General features: G+C 70.1%; 12 protein-coding genes and 2 pseudogenes. 5 read left to right on the forward strand and 9 right to left on the reverse strand.

Going from position 1 to position 14,859, the window contains the following annotated elements; all coding sequences use genetic code 11:
* Window positions 1-343 (forward strand): annotated as a pseudogene (locus AOK17_RS23255) (hypothetical protein); the annotation flags it as partial.
* Window positions 344-508: 165 nt separating this feature from the next.
* Here the strand turns inward: AOK17_RS23255 and AOK17_RS23260 are convergent.
* Together AOK17_RS23260 and AOK17_RS48700 are read right to left on the reverse strand one after the other, a co-directional pair.
* Complete coding sequence (locus tag AOK17_RS23260; RefSeq protein ID WP_055614481.1) at window positions 509-829, reverse strand: hypothetical protein; 321 nt, start codon at window positions 827-829, stop codon at window positions 509-511.
* Window positions 830-1,691: 862 nt separating this feature from the next.
* A protein-coding gene (locus AOK17_RS48700; protein WP_425424629.1) for an IS5 family transposase occupies window positions 1,692-2,509 on the reverse strand; the annotation gives its coding sequence in 2 pieces (ribosomal slippage) (window positions 1,692-2,146 and window positions 2,146-2,509; 819 coding nt in all).
* Between the two features lie 329 nt (window positions 2,510-2,838).
* On the opposite strand from AOK17_RS48700, the pseudogene AOK17_RS52390 reads away from it, so the two are divergent.
* A pseudogene (locus AOK17_RS52390) lies at window positions 2,839-3,108 on the forward strand (GNAT family N-acetyltransferase); the annotation flags it as partial.
* 922 nt (window positions 3,109-4,030) lie between these two features.
* Here AOK17_RS52390 and AOK17_RS23280 read toward each other — a convergent pair.
* Together AOK17_RS23280 and AOK17_RS23285 are read right to left on the reverse strand one after the other, a co-directional pair.
* On the reverse strand, window positions 4,031-5,119 hold the full coding sequence (locus AOK17_RS23280) for an alkene reductase (protein ID WP_055614485.1): 1,089 nt from the start codon (window positions 5,117-5,119) through the stop codon (window positions 4,031-4,033).
* Between the two features lie 180 nt (window positions 5,120-5,299).
* A complete protein-coding gene (locus AOK17_RS23285; protein WP_055614503.1) occupies window positions 5,300-6,646 on the reverse strand; it encodes an aldehyde dehydrogenase family protein in 1,347 nt (448 codons plus the stop codon).
* A 173-nt stretch (window positions 6,647-6,819) separates the two neighbouring features.
* Between AOK17_RS23285 and AOK17_RS23290 the strand changes: the two genes are divergently transcribed.
* Window positions 6,820-7,740 carry a helix-turn-helix domain-containing protein gene (locus AOK17_RS23290; protein WP_055614486.1) on the forward strand — a complete coding sequence of 307 codons (921 nt, stop codon included), beginning with the start codon at window positions 6,820-6,822 and terminating at the stop codon, window positions 7,738-7,740.
* An 83-nt stretch (window positions 7,741-7,823) separates the two neighbouring features.
* Here the strand turns inward: AOK17_RS23290 and AOK17_RS23295 are convergent, their stop codons facing one another.
* Both AOK17_RS23295 and AOK17_RS23300 read right to left on the reverse strand, forming a co-directional pair.
* Window positions 7,824-8,090, reverse strand: a complete 267-nt coding sequence (locus AOK17_RS23295; RefSeq protein ID WP_055614487.1) for a hypothetical protein — start codon at window positions 8,088-8,090, stop codon at window positions 7,824-7,826.
* A gap of 173 nt (window positions 8,091-8,263) precedes the next feature.
* Window positions 8,264-8,614 carry a hypothetical protein gene (locus AOK17_RS23300; RefSeq protein WP_055614488.1) on the reverse strand — a complete coding sequence of 117 codons (351 nt, stop codon included), beginning with the start codon at window positions 8,612-8,614 and terminating at the stop codon, window positions 8,264-8,266.
* 908 nt (window positions 8,615-9,522) lie between these two features.
* Here AOK17_RS23300 and AOK17_RS23305 point away from each other — a divergent pair.
* Window positions 9,523-10,047, forward strand: coding sequence for a DUF6328 family protein (locus AOK17_RS23305; protein WP_055614489.1), 525 nt, complete (start codon window positions 9,523-9,525; stop codon window positions 10,045-10,047).
* Window positions 10,048-10,134: 87 nt separating this feature from the next.
* Here the strand turns inward: AOK17_RS23305 and AOK17_RS23310 are convergent, their stop codons facing one another.
* On the reverse strand, window positions 10,135-10,629 hold the full coding sequence (locus AOK17_RS23310; protein ID WP_206190812.1) for a hypothetical protein: 495 nt from the start codon (window positions 10,627-10,629) through the stop codon (window positions 10,135-10,137).
* Entirely contained in the window at window positions 10,629-11,087 is a 459-nt protein-coding gene (locus AOK17_RS51690) for a hypothetical protein (protein WP_055614490.1), read from the reverse strand. Before AOK17_RS51690 ends, AOK17_RS23310 begins: the two co-directional genes overlap by 1 nt.
* Before the next feature lie 142 nt (window positions 11,088-11,229).
* Between AOK17_RS51690 and AOK17_RS23320 the strand changes: the two genes are divergently transcribed.
* The gene (locus AOK17_RS23320; RefSeq protein ID WP_157881378.1) at window positions 11,230-14,202 is read left to right on the forward strand and encodes an ATP-binding protein; all 2,973 of its coding nucleotides are present in this window, start codon (window positions 11,230-11,232) and stop codon (window positions 14,200-14,202) included.
* An 83-nt stretch (window positions 14,203-14,285) separates the two neighbouring features.
* On the opposite strand, the gene AOK17_RS23325 is transcribed toward AOK17_RS23320, so the two are convergent.
* Window positions 14,286-14,843 (reverse strand): flavoprotein, encoded by a 558-nt coding sequence (locus tag AOK17_RS23325; RefSeq protein ID WP_055614492.1) that lies wholly within the window; start codon window positions 14,841-14,843, stop codon window positions 14,286-14,288.
* Window positions 14,844-14,859 lie beyond the last annotated feature (16 nt).

Below are 14,859 nucleotides of genomic sequence, written 5' to 3' on the forward strand. Positions count from 1 at the left end.
CTTCGTCACCCGCCCGGCCCATCGCCCGCACCTGCTGACCCTGCCCGCGTTCCCCCGCACCGGCCGGGCCCACCTCATCGGCCACCCGGATCCCGACGTACGGGCCCTGGCCGCAGCCGACCCCACCCTGCCCGAACCCCCGGTGGAGGACCCCGACGAGTCGGTACGCCGGGCGGCCGCGACCAACCCGAGCTTGACGCCGGAAGCCCTGGAGGCCCTCCTCGCTGACTCGCGCACCGCACAGGGCGCCGCGGCCAACCCGTCTCTCCCCGTCTCCCGCATGCACGCACTCCTCGACCGCTGCCTGAACAGCGCCGCCACCTCGCCGTCGGGCGGACACTGAGAGACGACGCCCTCCTGGCGATCGCAGGTCTTGCATGCTCCGTCGGCCATCGGCCATCGGCCATCGGCCGACGCCGGCACGCCGGACAGGTGTTTCCACGTCTCATCACCATTGCGGGCATCAGTGACAAGGGGGTGCCGTCGCTGGAGGGTGTGGCCTCCGGGTTCACAGGGTGTGGTGCAGCCAGCGCTGGAGGACGGTGCTGACCTCTGCCGGCAGGGCGCTGAGCTGGTCGATGACCGCGCGGTCTTCCGGCATCGGGGGGATACCGGCGGCGGTGAGCGTCGCGTTCAGGGCAAGGCGCCGCTCATCGCGCGGGGCGAGGATGTGGCTGAGGCGTTCGGCGGGGTTGGGCGGCGGCAGGAAGTAGTCCAGGTCATCACCGGTGTGGGCGGGAGCCGGCCAGGTGTTGTCACGAGGGTCCGCAGTGGCGTAGGGGTCGGCGTAGGTGCCGGAACTGAGGTTCTCGTTGTTCCAGGGGGTCATCTGTGTCTCCCAACCGGGTGTTGTGCGGGCTACCGGTCCAGAGCGCCGCGAGGGTCGCTTCGGTTGCGGTGGCGGCCGTACGTCACGCTGACGGCTCCATCGGCGGCTGATCACCTCGTGTGACCAGCAGACAGGGCAGCCGGTGCCGCATTCTCGGGTGGACGTGTCTTCTTCCGGGGAGGCGACGGCCGGCTCCCGCCGCTGTCGACGCTGCTGTGGAGGCGAACGACCCGCACGATGGTGTGAGGTGGTGCGGGCGCGTGCTGCCTGCCCGGTACGTCTCGTTGGTGGGAGGAACTGGCTTTCCTGTGGCTGTTGTTGAGGGAGAGTCACGCTGGGCGGGGGTTGGTGCACTACTGGGTGATGGAGGACGTCGGAGCTGCTGGCGTACGAGGACCCCAGGGAGATGACCTGTGGAGATAGCGGTGGTTGCGCCGGTGGCCTTGGGGCTGTGTGGTGGGGCGGCGCGTGTCGGCTACCTGTGGATCCGTGCCCGGGCTGCGGTACGGCTGGCGGAGATAGACGAGGAGGCACTCAGTACCCAGCTGCAGGTACTGCCGCCGGGGAGCCGGATCTCCAGGCGCCGGCCTGGGCAGAGCGAGACCGTGGTCCAGATCGGTGGCCTGACCGGCAGTCAGGGGGGGCCTCGGTGGATAACGACACGCGGCCTCCTGCTGAGACGGCCACACCCCTCGTGTTTGCCCCGGCACGGCAGACGGCGGCAGCGGCCGCCGCTCCGGCCACGCTGTACCCGCCTGCGGGCACCAGATCGAGGGCGGCTTTCGCGCACTGCTATCAGCAGCAGCTGACGCCGGTCATCCGTTTCATCATGCGCAACGGCGCGAGCCCGCCCTTAGAGGTCCTAACAAAGGCGTTGGACGTGGCGGTGGGTGATGAGGCAGGTGGCGAGGCCGAGGAAGGCTTCGTGGATGTCGTCGCGTCGTTCCCAGCGGATCCGCAGGCGGCGGAAGCCGTGCAGCCAGGCGATCGTGCGCTCGACCACGTAACGGAAGATGCCGAGGCCGGAGCCGTGTTCCGTGCCTCGTTCGGCGATCACCGGGCGGATGCCACGCTGCCAGAGCAGGCGCCGGTACTTGTCGTGGTCGTAGCCGCGGTCGGCGAGGAGCGCGTCGGGCCTGCGTCTGGGCCGGCCGACGGTGCCGGCCACGGCCGGGATCTTGTCGATCAGGGGCAGGAGTTGGGTGACGTCGTTGCGGTTGCCGCCGGTCAGCGACACTGCGAGCGGGATGCCCTGACCGTCGGTGAGGACATGGTGCTTGCTGCCCGGCCGTGCGCGGTCGACAGGGCTGGGCCCGCTTTTGGGCCCCGCCGAGCGGCCCGCACGTGGGAGGAGTCGATCACCGCCCGCGACCAGTCCAGCTTCTTCGCGGCCCGCAGCTTCGTCAGCAGCACCAGGTGCAGTTCGTCCCAGACCCCGGCCTCGTTCCACGCGGCCAGGCGCCGCCAGCAGGTCATGCCCGAGCCGAAGCCCAGCTCCTGCGGCAGGTACTCCCACTGGATGCCCGTGTGCAGCACAAACAGGATCCCGCACAGCGCCTGACGGTCCGGGACCCGTGGCCGACCCTCGACCAGCTTCGGACCCGGCTCAGGCAGCAACGGCTCGATGAGCGACCACAGTTCATCCGACACGATCCACGGCCGCGACTGATGTCTCCCCATAACCAGACCAACGACCACCCAAACCGAAAGTCACATGATCAACAGCTTCTGTGAGGACCTCTAAGCCGCCGACATCGCGCAGTCCACCTTCGTCCTGGCCTACGAAGCCTGGGATGCCATCGAACACGCACCCGGATGGCTACGCCGGGTCGCCTACCGCCAACTGCTCAAGGTGCGCCGGGCCAAGGAGCACCCCTGTGCCGTGCTTCCGGATCTGCCGGGCGGCGGATGCCCGATGGCTGCGGTGGAACTCGGCGGGCAGGAAGCCCGCGTGTATGAGGCCTTGAGCTGGTTGCCGTGGCGGTCGGGCGCCGTGTTCCGTTGCCGGTGTGGGGCCCGTTGCCTGGCCCCCTGTCCCGGAGGTGCACACCTACCTCGGAGGCCCCCGGCCGCGTGATGAGCTTGAGCGCGAGATACCCGGTGCGCCCGAGCAGTGACCCGGGAGTTTCGTCGTTGATCTCGACGGGGCGATGATCGGTCAGATCCTGCTCAGGAGAGCACCGGAACACCATCGCCCGGCTGCTGCGGGGAAGGCCGATCTCGGCTACCTGTTCCTGCCGCGAGCGTGGGGGTTCGGATACGCCGAAGCGTGTGCGGCGCGGGGCGCAAGGACCGCAATACGGCAGTTGAAGCGCTCTATCTGGCGAAGTGCGTGGTGTTCGTCCCGGACTGACAAGCTCTGCGTGCGTCGAAATGCGGCGGTCTGTCCGCGGCGAGCTGGTGACCGAGCTGTGGCCGTCCAGCCGCTCGCCGCCCGCGAGGCGCGGCGCTTGCCATGCAACATCGGGCAGCTCACTCGCGTGGGCCGTCCTGCAGGTGACAAAGGTTTCCCGCGGAGAACCCGGGGCGGAACCGGAATGGGAAGCGCAGGACAAGCCAGGCATCGGTGCGCTAGCTCGATGGCGCGATCGGCAGGCTGCCAGTGATGCTCGGTCCGACGCCCCTGTCTGTTACGTGAAGAGGCCGACGGAGTGCAATAGCCGTTGCCACCCACGGTCGGAGACGCGCGCGAAGGGACACCGACCTACGCTGAAGGTCCCGCAGGAGGTCCGTGTGCCGCCCTTCGCTCTGCCCGCCTCGCTCGCTCTGGCTCGCGCAGTCGATGCCGTACCAGAGGCGCCGGGCGTGATGCTGGAGCCGAAGTTATGGATGGGCTTTCGTTCTGTCCGTTGTCCATCGCGGGCATGGGTCAGGGCCCTCCGGTGTGAAGGGCCCTGGACCAGTGGCGGCGTCGGTTCTGCCAGCCGCACCCCGATGGGGTAGCGAACGCGTCCTCCAAGCTTTCGATGCTGCCCTGCGCGGCGATGCGCAGGGCGCCGTGTCCGGGATCACCCGCGCCGCGAGCGCCGCCCGTCGCCGCCTCAAGCTCTTCTCTCAGCTGCTGGTTCTCCAAGGTGATCCGCTGGATGTGGCAGGCGGCGAGTGTCGTCACCAGGCACATAGGTCAGGACCAGAGGGACTTCGGTGGCCTGACACGCCGCGTCTTGCCTCCGCACTCGCCGGCGATGACTTCTTTTCAGGTCACGCGCTGTCGGCGGGCAGCGTCGGGTAGTCGGTGTAGCCGCGGTGGTCGCCGCCGTAGAAGGTGGCCGCGTCGGGGGTGATGTAGGGGCCGCCGGCTGCGAGGCGGGCGGGCAGGTCGGGGTTGGCCAGGAACAGTGCGCCGAAGGCGATGATGTCCGCGGTGCCGTCCACGATGTGGGCGAGAGCGCCGGGGCCGGTGGTCTCGGGGTGGGTGAAGGGGTTGAGGATCAACGCCGTCGGCCAGTCCTTGCGCAGCCGGGCGGTCAGGTCGCGGTCCGGGCTCTCGACCAGGTGCAGGTAGGCGAGATCCAGCCGGCCGAGAGCGGCGATCAGGGTGGTGTAGGTCTCCAGCACGTCTGCCGGGTCGGTCTCGGCGATGTCGTTGTAGGGGTTGCCGGGAGAGATGCGGAAGCCGGTCCGGTGGCCGCCTATCGCCTCCGCGACGGCCGTGGCGACCTCGATACCGAAGCGGACCCGGTCCGCGGCGCCACCTCCCCAGCTGTCGGTGCGCAGATTGGTGTTGGGGGCGAGGAACTGGTGGATCAGGTAGCCGTTCGCCCCGTGGATCTCCACGCCGTCGAAACCGGCGGCGATCGCGTTGCGCGCGGCGTCGACGTAGTCGGCGATCGTCCGGGTGATGTCGTCCTGATCCAGTTCCTTCGGCGTGACGTAGTCCTGAGGGCCTTGGTAGGTGAATACCTGGCCCGCCGCCGCGACGGGGGAAGGGGCGACGGGGATGAGTTGGTCGGGCAGCAGGCTGGGGTGGCTGATCCGGCCGGTGTGCATCAGCTGCGCGAAGATCGTGCCTCCCTGGGCGTGGACGGCGTCGGTCACCTTCCGCCAGGCGTCGACCTGCTGGGCGGAGTGCAGGCCGGGGGTGTTGGTGTAGCCCTGGCCGCCGGCCGACGGCTGGATGCCCTCGGTGATGATCAGGCCGGCGCTCGCGCGCTGGGCGTAATAGGTGGCCATCAGCTCCGTCGCCGTGGCTGCGGGAGCGTCGGCGCGGCTGCGGGTCATCGGTGCCATAGCAATGCGGTTGGCGAGCGTCTTGCCGCCCAGGTCGATCGGGTCGAACGCGGTAGGCATAGCAGCTTCCTTCGAAGAATGGGTCGGGTGAAAGAGGCAGGCGTCGGCATGGGCCTGGCGGGGTGTCGGGGAACTGGTGATCGGCGAAGCAGAGATCTCAGTGATCCTCATGCCGCTGGTCAGAGGCACTTTCTGCTTGTCGATCACCAATTGGGCAGCCTGCTCTACGCAGGCGCGGGCTTAGCTGAGCGGGACGTCCGCGACGGCCTTGAGGTGGCTGAACGTCTCGAGGGTGTACCGGCCGTGGTAGCGGCCCATGCCGCTTTCGCCGACGCCGCCGAAAGGCAGGCCGGGCATGAGCAGTTGCATCACCGGCTGGCCCCAGGCGACGCCGCCCGAGGACGTCTCGTTCACAAGGCGCGACTTGGTGGCCTCGGACTCGGTGAAGGCGTAGAGCGCGAGGGGCTTGTCGCGTTCGTTGATGAAGGCGATGGCGGCATCGAGGTCTTCGACTTCCACGACGGGGAGGATCGGTCCGAAGATCTCCTCCTGCATGACCGGTGACGCGGGGTCGACATCGGTGAGTACGGTCGGTGCGATGAACAGGTCGTCACGGTCGTGCTGGCCTCCCACCGCCACCTGGCCGGAGTCCAGCAGACGCGTGAGCCGGTCGAAGTGCCGCTCGTTGATGATCCGGCCGAAGCCGGCCGAAGTCTGCGGAGTGGTCCCGAACTGGGCTTCGACCGCCGCGCGGAGGGCGGGGACCAGTGCGGCGGCGGTGGCAGGATCGGCCAGGACATAGTCGGGGGCTATGCACTGCTGGCCTGCGTTGCCGAACTTGGCGCCGACCAGCCGCTTCGCGGTCTCGTCCGCGTCGGCGTCGGGGGCCACGAAGACCGGTGACTTGCCTCCGAGTTCGAGGGTGACGGGGGTGAGGTGCTTGGCGGCTGCGGCCATGACGATCCGGCCGACCGCGCCGTTACCGGTGTAGAAGATGTGGTCGAAACGCTGCGCCAGGAGGGCCGTGGTCTCCTCGGCACCTCCTTCGACGACGGTGAGCACGTCGACGTCGAAGTACTGTCGCAGGAGGCGTGAAGCGACCGCCGAGGTGTGCACCGAGATCTCGCTCGGCTTGGCCACCACGGTGTTCCCGGCGGCCAGGGCGCCGATGATGGGGTCGATGAGAAGGTGCAGCGGGAAATTCCACGGAGCGATCACCAGGACGACCCCGAGCGGGTCGTACGTGGTGTATGCCGTGGTCGTGGGACCGAAGTGGGCAGGAACCTCCACCGGGCGGGGCTCAAGCCAGCTCTCGAGACTCGCCAGTGCCTCGTCGATGTCGGCGACGGTGAAGTCGATCTCCTGCGTCTTCGCCTCGGCGGCGTTCTTCCTCAGATCCGCCCAGAGCGCATCGAGCAGCTCCTGCTCGTTCTCCACCAGCAGGGCCCGCAGCCGCCGCAGCTGGTCGACGCGCCAGTCCAATGGGCGGGTGACACCGGTGTTGAACGTCGCACGAAGGCGGCCCACCACCTCCGCAGCCGTCTCGCTCTGGTGCGCCCTCGACTCGATCCCCTGTGTTGCGCTCATGGGATGTACTCCGTTCTTGATCCAGGCCACGCCCCGGCCGTCTTCCAGCCGGGCACAGTGGCCAGCGTGCTGGACGATCCGGCATCCACCCAGGTCACGGCTTTGCGTACGTGCGCGGTGCCTACCACTGGTTGGGTCAGGAAGGTGTGCGTCCGACCGTGGATACTCGAGGCATGGACGAATACCCCGAACCGGTGCACGAGCCCGCCGCCGGCGCTCTGGACCCGCGTGCCGAGCTCAGTGAGTTCCTCCGCACCCGGCGGGCCAGGCTGAAGCCGGAGGACGTGGGGCTGCCGGACTACGGGCGGTACCGGCGGGTGCCGGGGCTGCGGCGCGAGGAGCTGGCGCAGCTGGCCGGGGTGTCGGTGGCGTACTACACGCGGCTGGAGCAGGGCAACGGGCGGCACGTGTCGGCGGAGGTCCTCGACGCCATCGCCCGCGCGCTCCGGCTGAGCGACGCCGAGCACGCCCACCTCACACACCTGGCGAAGCCGAAACAGAAGAAGAAGCCGGCCGGCCGCGCCCAGCAGGTGCGGGACCCCCTGCGGACGCTGCTGGACACCATGGACGGTGTTCCGGCGATCCTCGTGGGGCGGCGCTCGGACATCCTCGCCTGGAACCGGATGGCCGCAGCGGTCTTCGGCGACTGGGCCGAGCTGCCGGCGAGGGAGCAGAACTGGGCGCGGCTGGTGTTCCTGAGGCCCGAGTACCGCGACCTGTTCGTGGACTGGGAGCACAAAGCCAGCGACGTCGTCTCTCAGCTGCGCATGGACGCCGGCTCCCATCCCAACGACCCCCGGCTGTCCGCGCTGGTGGGCGAACTCTCCGTGAAGAGCGAGGAGTTCCGGCGGCTGTGGGCCACCCACGACGTCAAGGAGAAGTGCCACGGTATCCAGCGCCTGCACCACCCGCTCGTCGGCGAACTCGACCTCCGCCTCGAGTCGTTCCACCAGGCCGACGCCCACGAGCAGATGCTGGTGACCTACCACGCCGAACCGAACTCACCGTCCGCGGAGGCTCTGCGACTGCTGGCCAGCTGGGGCGCGGATGCGACCCGGGCGGGAACGAGCACGGCGTCGGCACGCACTCCTTGATGAACTCCCCTTGATCATCGTTAGTCGGCTGTGCGCCACGCCCAGCGTCCTTTCGCACGCCAGAGGCCTCCGGGGGGTCGGATTCAGGACGGTCCGGGTGGCGCGGGCGTGCTGCGGTTGGGCAGTGGAAGAACGGTGCCGCCGCTGCGCAGGGCGTCGTTTTCGAGGGCCAGCTGGCGGATGGTCTCCTCGTACAGAGCGAGAGTGCGGCACAGGTCGGCGTTCTCCTTCCGTAGCCGGCTCAGGTTGGCATCCGTGAAGGCGCCGCTCGCCGCCCAGGTCGCCGTGCACTTCGCCGCCAGCGGCCCGCCGCGAAGCGCACGCACCGGAGCGGGGGAGGCATACACCACCACCGCTCCTGAATGGTGGTTGAGGTCCTGGCCGGGACGACCGGCACGCCGTCGTCAAGGTCACCCGGCTGCGCAGTACCTGAATCGAATGAGCGTTGAACGGTGGCTGCCGGTTGCCAGACACTGGCGGGTGGTTTCGCGGCCGAACGCCGCCGCGTGCTCCGGGCATTGGCCTACCGTGCGGCGCCATGGACATCGAGCTGACTGACGATGAGCACCTGCGAGCCCTGGCAGCGCTGGTGGCCGTCGTCGGAAACAACGACGATGCCCTGGCGGCCCTGGCGAGCGCCCGCTGCCGGCACTGCTGGCCGCAGCATGGTGACCACCATCAGCGGTGCGGTGAACAGTTCGGTGCCGTCCCCCAGACCCAGCGGGTCGTCGGCCATGGCAACGCCCTCGGGCGGCTGATGCCCGGCGTCGGGTACGTCGGACAAGTCGAACGCAGGGGACGCTTCGTTGAACGTCAGGCCGGTGACAGCCAATTCCGCCCGGATCTTGCGCTTACGCGCGCGGTCTTTCGCCATGCCCTATCCACACGGCGGCGCGTCCCACGCCAGCGTCGCACCAGATCGGGGAGACGAGATACCGCACGCGATTCCGTGAACCTTGCCCGGGCTTCGAGGCTCGGGCGTGGGCCGCGCCTCCTTCGGACTCCGGCGTACGTGCACGCCGCGCCGTCACTCTATCGGCCGCGCGCTCGACACGGGCCTCTACACCGATGCGGCCCCCTCCTCGCCACCGGAATCAAATCACCGCCGCCGCGGCGCCTGCCGCGGCTGGGCTGGAACCTGGGCCTCGTCTCCGGCACCGCGATTATCACCGATGCCGTGCCGCTGGCCACCCGCGCCAAGAACCAGGGCACGGCTGGCGTCTCCATCGCCATCGCCGGCGCCACCGGGGGCTTCAGCTCCGGCCAAGTGTCGTCTCCGCCTCCGGCTACCCCGTCCTCGCCCTCACCGGCGGCATCCGCTCGCCGTCCTCTCCGCGATCGCCACCAGCGCGAGCAGCCGGTGACCCGGTCGGCCCCGTCGGGGGAAACCAGCCGCCCTCACCGTCGACGGCACCGGGCACCGTCGTCCACGTCTTCGCCAGAACCTCATCCGCCCGATGCTGAACTCGAGCAACAAAGAAGCCGCAGGTCAGCTGTCTGACTGCGGTTTCGCTCGGAGGTGCCTTCGGGATTGCTCGGTATCGGTACCTCGTGCTGCGCCGTCCAAAGGCGTCCGGTCCGGCCCGTTGTGGCGGCAGTGCGGCTCTACCTGGGGCCCGCATCCTGCGCTTCGCCGTACCGACCGGCTGAACTGCACGGACGCAACTCAGCGCGTTCACTGTTGCGGACGCCTCTGGATGCTTGCCCGCGAGCCTCCAGCAGCGCGGAATGCTCTGTCCGGCCCGGGGACGGTTCGGCAGCCTTCGAGTAGCTTGCCAGGGCATGGCTGAGGAGAATTCCCGTACGCCGCGCGAGGAGACGACGCTGGAGCGGGCCGATCGTAACTTCGGCGAGCTGCTCCAGGAGTTGAGGATCATCCAGACCGGGGTCCAGATCCTGTTCGCGTTCCTGCTGACGCTGGCCTTCACCGCCCGCTTCTCCACGCTCGACACGGCGCAGCGCACCATGTACATCACGACGCTGCTGCTCGCGGTGCTCGCAGCGGCCCTGTTCACCACTCCGGCCGCGCTGCACCGCACGCTGTTCCAGCGCGGGGCCAAGCCTGAGATCGTCATGATCTCCTCACGGCTGGCGGGGGCGGGGATGAGCGTCCTGACGCTGACCCTCACCGGTTCCGTGCTGCTCGTCGTCGACGTGGTACTCGGCCGGGTCGAGGGTGTGATCGCGGGGAGTGCGACGCTGCTGGTGTGCGGCGGTCTGTGGGTGATGTTGCCGCAGCTCGTCAGGCGGCACGCCGCACGGTTTGAGGCCCGGGCCGTCTCGGAGCCGCCGGATGGATCGGGCTGAGTGCTTCCGTCAGCCCACAGCCGCCGCGGTTGGCCGGTGTGGTTCACCTACCGGCTGACTGCGGTGTTTCCTGCGGGGAGGTCGGTGTCACCGGCCGGTGGGCGCCGCCATGTGCAGCAGTCGTTCGGTGAGTTCCCGGTACTGCCTGAGCGCGATGCGTAGTTCCTCGGTCTGCGCTTCGGTGTCCTGGCCCTGCCAGCCTGATCGCAGGACGCGTCGTTGCTCTGTGAGGGTGTTTGTGAAGTGGGTGGTGACTTCGTCGAAGACGCTGTCGGCTTCTTCCACGGCCTGGCGTGGGCTGTCGATGAAGGTGTTGAGGGCCTGTTGGAGGCGCAGGGTGAGCTTGTCCCGTTCGCCCTGGGGGAGCAGCTCTGCGACCGGCTTGCGGTCGGGGCTGGGGCGGTCGGCATTGGGGTGGTCGGCGTTGGCGGCGGGGGTGGTGGGTTCACGCGGTTCGTGATCGGGTTTGGTGACAGGTGTCTGCGGGGCCCGCTGGCTCTGCGGCGTCTGCGGGGTGCGCTGCGCCGAGGGATCCGGGCTTCCGGGCTGCGGCTGCGGTGCGTGTTCGGCGTTCTGCGACATCAGGTGTTGTTTCCCTTCGCGTGGCGTCGGTTCAGTGCCCATGGCGCGTGGCCGTTGCCGTCGCGGGACTTGGGAGGATCGGAGGACTGCGGGCTGCCCCGGTCGGGAGCGGGGTCGGCCGGTTGTTCGGCGACCAGTGCCTCGAAGAGGCTTCGGGCTTCGACCATGGCCTCCCGCATTTCCTCGGTGCCGCTCTGTCCGCGGGCGGCCGTGTGCATGCTGCGGTAGCCGTTGACATGGGCGGCGTGGTGGACGGAGAGGGCGGCGAACTGCTCCTCGAACTGCTCGCCGTCGGGGAAGCCGCGGTCCCTGGCCAGGCCGGCAAGGAGGGCGTCCGCCTCGGTGACGGCCTTCTGTGGTGATTCGACGAACTGTTCCTGGACGTCGGCCCACTGAGCCCTGTATCCGCAGCGGGCCGGCCTGCTCCACCGGCTCCGCGGCCCCCAGGTCCGCGCCACGCCCCGGTCCGCTCAACGGAACCGGCCGTGACACGGCCGGTTCCCCGGCACCACGCTGCCTACCGGCAATTCATCGCACATCAGTTCATAAATCATCAGGACTCGCACGACACGACTTCAGAAACACACGGGGGGTGTGTGCATGCAGATCGTGGACAACGTCGGCTTCGCCGAGCTTGTGGGCCGTGACCTGGAACGTCGCGTACTGGAAGAGGCGCTGGAGGAGGCCCGTCACGGGCGCGGCCACACGGTTCTCATCACCGGCGAGGACGGCATCGGGAAGTCCCGACTGGCCCTGGAAGCGGCCCGGTCCGGGCGCCACCACGGCATGCGGGTGCTGGAGGGGCGGGCGAGCCCGGTCGGCCCGACGGTGGCGCTGCGGCCCCTGGCCGAAGCGCTGGCGTGTCTCTTCCGCGACGGACAGGGGCCCGACGGGAAGGTCCTCGGCTCCTACCGCGCCGTCCTGGGCGGCCTCGTACCCGAGTACGGGCCCGCCTCCGAGCGTGAGCTCCCGCCCGCCGCCGATGGGCCCGACGAGGCCGAGCCGGACGCGTCCCCGGTCCTGCTGGCCGAGTCCGTCCTGCGTCTGGTCGCGGCCGCCGGGGAGGGCCGGGGCAGCCTGCTCGTGCTCGAAGACCTCCACGACGCCGATGTCGGCACGCTGGCAGTGGTGGAGTACCTGGCGGACAACCTCTCCCGCCAGGGCATCGTGCTCCTCGTCACGTTCCGTTCCGGTCCGGGCGCCCCCTGGGACCTGGTCCGCGCCCTGACCCGGCGGCGCAGTGGCACGCTCCTGGCGCTGCGCCGGCTCAACCGCGCCGACGTGGAACGGCTCGCCGCTGCCCATCCGGACACGGGCGTCACGGCCCTGCCCGCCGAAGCTCTCGACCAGCTGTACCGCGACAGCGGCGGCAACCCTTTCATCGCCGAGGAGCTGCTGCGCCTCCTGGTCGCCACCGGCCACCCGGCGAACGGTCCCCGGGGGCATCGGCCGGTACCGGGTGCCGGTCCCGGGATCCCGCTCGCCGTCGAGCACAGCATCGTCCAGCGCGTCGGCCGACTCGGGCCCCAAGCGCACCGGCTGCTGTCGGCCGCGGGTGTGATCGGCGAGCGGTTCCCCGTCTCGGTGCTCCGGCACGCTCTCCGTATGACGGAGACCGAGATATTCGGGTATCTGCGATCGGCCGTCGCGGCCGACCTGCTCACCGCCGACGGACCGACCTCCGACTGGTACGCGTTCCGTGGCCCGATGACCGTCGCGGCCCTGCTGAGCCGGCTCACCCCGGCGGACCGGGCCGCCCTGGCCGGGCAGGCCGCCGAGGCGGTGGGTGAACTGCAACCCGGACTGCCGGGCGAGTGGTGCCTGTTCGGCGCCGCCCTCAAACGCTCCGCCGACGACCGGCCGGGCGCCGCGCGGTTGTTCGCCGAGGCAGGTCGGCGGGCGCTCACGGCGGGCCGTGCCGAAGCCGCGGTCGGCCCGCTGACCCAGGCATGGGAACTCCTGGACGGCTGTGACGACACCCGGTTGAGGGCCGACGTCCTGGCCGAGCTGATGTCGGCGCTGGCGGCGAGCGGCCGGACCGAGCGCGGCCTTGGGCTCGCCGCCGCCCTGGACGAGCTGGGCGGCCCCGCCGTGGACGCGGAACGCGTGGCGACCCTGCACACCCGGCTGGCCTGGCTGTACCACGCCGACGGGCAGCGGGCCGAGGGGCTGGCCCATGTCGAGGCCGCGCTCACCGTGTTGGGCCCGGACGCGGAGGACCGGCAGACCGCTCAGGTCGAGTCCGTATGGGCACGGCTGATCGTGGACTCACCGGAGCGGGCGAAGCAGCTCGCCACCCAGGCCGTAGGCAAGGCCGAGAGGGCGGGCCTGCCGGCGCTCGCCTGCCTGGCATGGCAGGTACGCGGTCTCGTCGCCCAACAGCGGGGCTCGCGCGAAGCGGCCCTCTGCTTCGACCGCATGCAGGCCGTGGCTGACGGACACGACCTGCCCCTGTGGCGGATGCGCGCGATGTTCCACCGCGCAGGTCAGCAGTGGCTGGTCTCCGGAGACCGGGCCGCACTCGTACGGGTACGTCGCCACGCCGGGCACTTGGGCGCGACGGCGCTGTGTACCGGCGTAGACCTGCTGCTGTCCCTGGACCACGTTCTGCGCGGCGAGTACACGATGGCCGACACCCTGACCGAGGCCGAGGAGGGGAGCGCCCTTCTCTCCGGCGGCGACGCGCGGTTCCTGTCGGCGGTCCGCGCCATCAGCGCCGCCCACCAGGGACGGCGCAACGCGCGGGAACTCGTGCCGGTCGGGGGAGCGGCCGTCGGGGGAGCGGCCGAGCCGTCACCGTGGACGCCGCTCGCCCGGGGGCTGGGCGAGGCGGTGTGCGCGCTGTTGGCGGAGGACCGTGACCGGGCGCGCCTCGACCTGGCCGATGCGGCGGCCGAGGAGGTCGCACTGCCGGCGCCCTATCCGCTGGCCGGACAGTACGGGCTGGCCCTGCTGCTGGATGTGCTGGCGGAAGACGCCGACTGGCCGCGCTACCACGAAGTGGCCGCCGCCGAGGCGAGTCAACTGCGGTGGAACCAGCACTTCTTGCTGCTGGCGAAGGCCGTCCTGCTGGGCCGTGACGGGCGGGGCGCGGAGGCTGCCGCGGCCAGGGAGGAGGCCGCGGCGCTCGGGGAGCCGTATGCGATGGCCGTACATCTCGGTCTGCGGCTGGTCGCCGAGGCCGCCTGTGCCGACCACTGGGGCGAACCGGTGCGGTGGCTGCGCAGGGCCGAGGAGTACTTCCACCAGACGGGGTTTCCGGTGGTCGCGCGGGTCTGCCGCACACTGCTGCGGCGCACCGGTGTGGTGGTGCCGCATCGCGTGGCCGCGGGCCGGGTGCCGCAGCGGCTCCGGCTTCTCGGCGTGACGGAACGGGAGTACGAGGTACTCCTCCTGATGACGGACCGGCCGGACAACCGCAGTCTGGCCGCCCGGCTGTTCATCTCCCCGCGCACGGTCGAGAAGCACGTCGCGAGCCTGATCATCAAGACCGACCAGCCCAACCGGGCGGCGCTCAACGCGTACGCGGCCCAAATGCACCGGGACGACCGGATAGACCAGGGCGAGCGGTAGGCGCCGGGTCGAGTGGCAGAGGCCGGGTCGGGCGGTAGGCGCCGTGGGCGGCCCTGAGAGCCGAAGGGCCGCCCACGGCAGTCTCAGTCGCCCGACGACAGGTTCTTCTCCAGCCACGTGACGACGGTCTCCACCACTTCCTCGGGCGGCGGCATCGTGATTCCCTGCGCGTTCTCGCGCCGCCAGAGCTCGTAGACCACCTGCTCCTGTGGATCGACCACGGTGTGGCCGTCGGCGCGCAGCGTGGCGACGTGGCGCCTGGTGGGCTCCTTGACCCACATGGAGCGGTTCATGTTCGGGAAGAAGATCGCCGGCCGGTCCGCGGCCAGCAGGACCGTCTGCGCCGGAGTGGCGGCCAGGCCCAGTGCGGCGGAGGCGAGCGTATTGGCGGTGGCGGGAAGTACGACGACCGCCGCGGACCGCTTCGCGAACTCGGTGGGATTGAGTGCCGGGTCGTCGCTGGTGTAGGCCTCGTCGGCGTGCCAGGCGGCGACCTGTGGCTGGATGAACCGCGTGGCGCTGCCGGTGAGCAGCACCCGCAGGTCCAGGTCGATCTCCTGGCGCAACCACATGAGGTAGACGGGGAGTTGACTCGCCGCGCTGGATCCGCAGGCGATCACTGACAGGGCGTCATCTCGCATGCGCTCACCCTGCCCC

It is taken from the genome of Streptomyces phaeochromogenes, from assembly GCF_001418655.1.
GTDB lineage: Bacteria > Actinomycetota > Actinomycetes > Streptomycetales > Streptomycetaceae > Streptomyces > Streptomyces phaeochromogenes.

Coding starts and splice junctions, on each gene's coding strand:
- AOK17_RS23260 (WP_055614481.1), bottom strand. CDS start 829: ATGACCCCCTGGAACAACGAGAACCTCAGTTCCGGCACCTACGCCGAC.
- AOK17_RS23280 (WP_055614485.1), bottom strand. CDS start 5,119: ATGCCTACCGCGTTCGACCCGATCGACCTGGGCGGCAAGACGCTCGCC.
- AOK17_RS23285 (WP_055614503.1), bottom strand. CDS start 6,646: ATGAGCGCAACACAGGGGATCGAGTCGAGGGCGCACCAGAGCGAGACG.
- AOK17_RS23290 (WP_055614486.1), top strand. CDS start 6,820: ATGGACGAATACCCCGAACCGGTGCACGAGCCCGCCGCCGGCGCTCTG.
- AOK17_RS23300 (WP_055614488.1), bottom strand. CDS start 8,614: ATGGCGAAAGACCGCGCGCGTAAGCGCAAGATCCGGGCGGAATTGGCT.
- AOK17_RS23305 (WP_055614489.1), top strand. CDS start 9,523: ATGGCTGAGGAGAATTCCCGTACGCCGCGCGAGGAGACGACGCTGGAG.
- AOK17_RS23310 (WP_206190812.1), bottom strand. CDS start 10,629: ATGTCGCAGAACGCCGAACACGCACCGCAGCCGCAGCCCGGAAGCCCG.
- AOK17_RS23320 (WP_157881378.1), top strand. CDS start 11,230: ATGCAGATCGTGGACAACGTCGGCTTCGCCGAGCTTGTGGGCCGTGAC.
- AOK17_RS23325 (WP_055614492.1), bottom strand. CDS start 14,843: ATGCGAGATGACGCCCTGTCAGTGATCGCCTGCGGATCCAGCGCGGCG.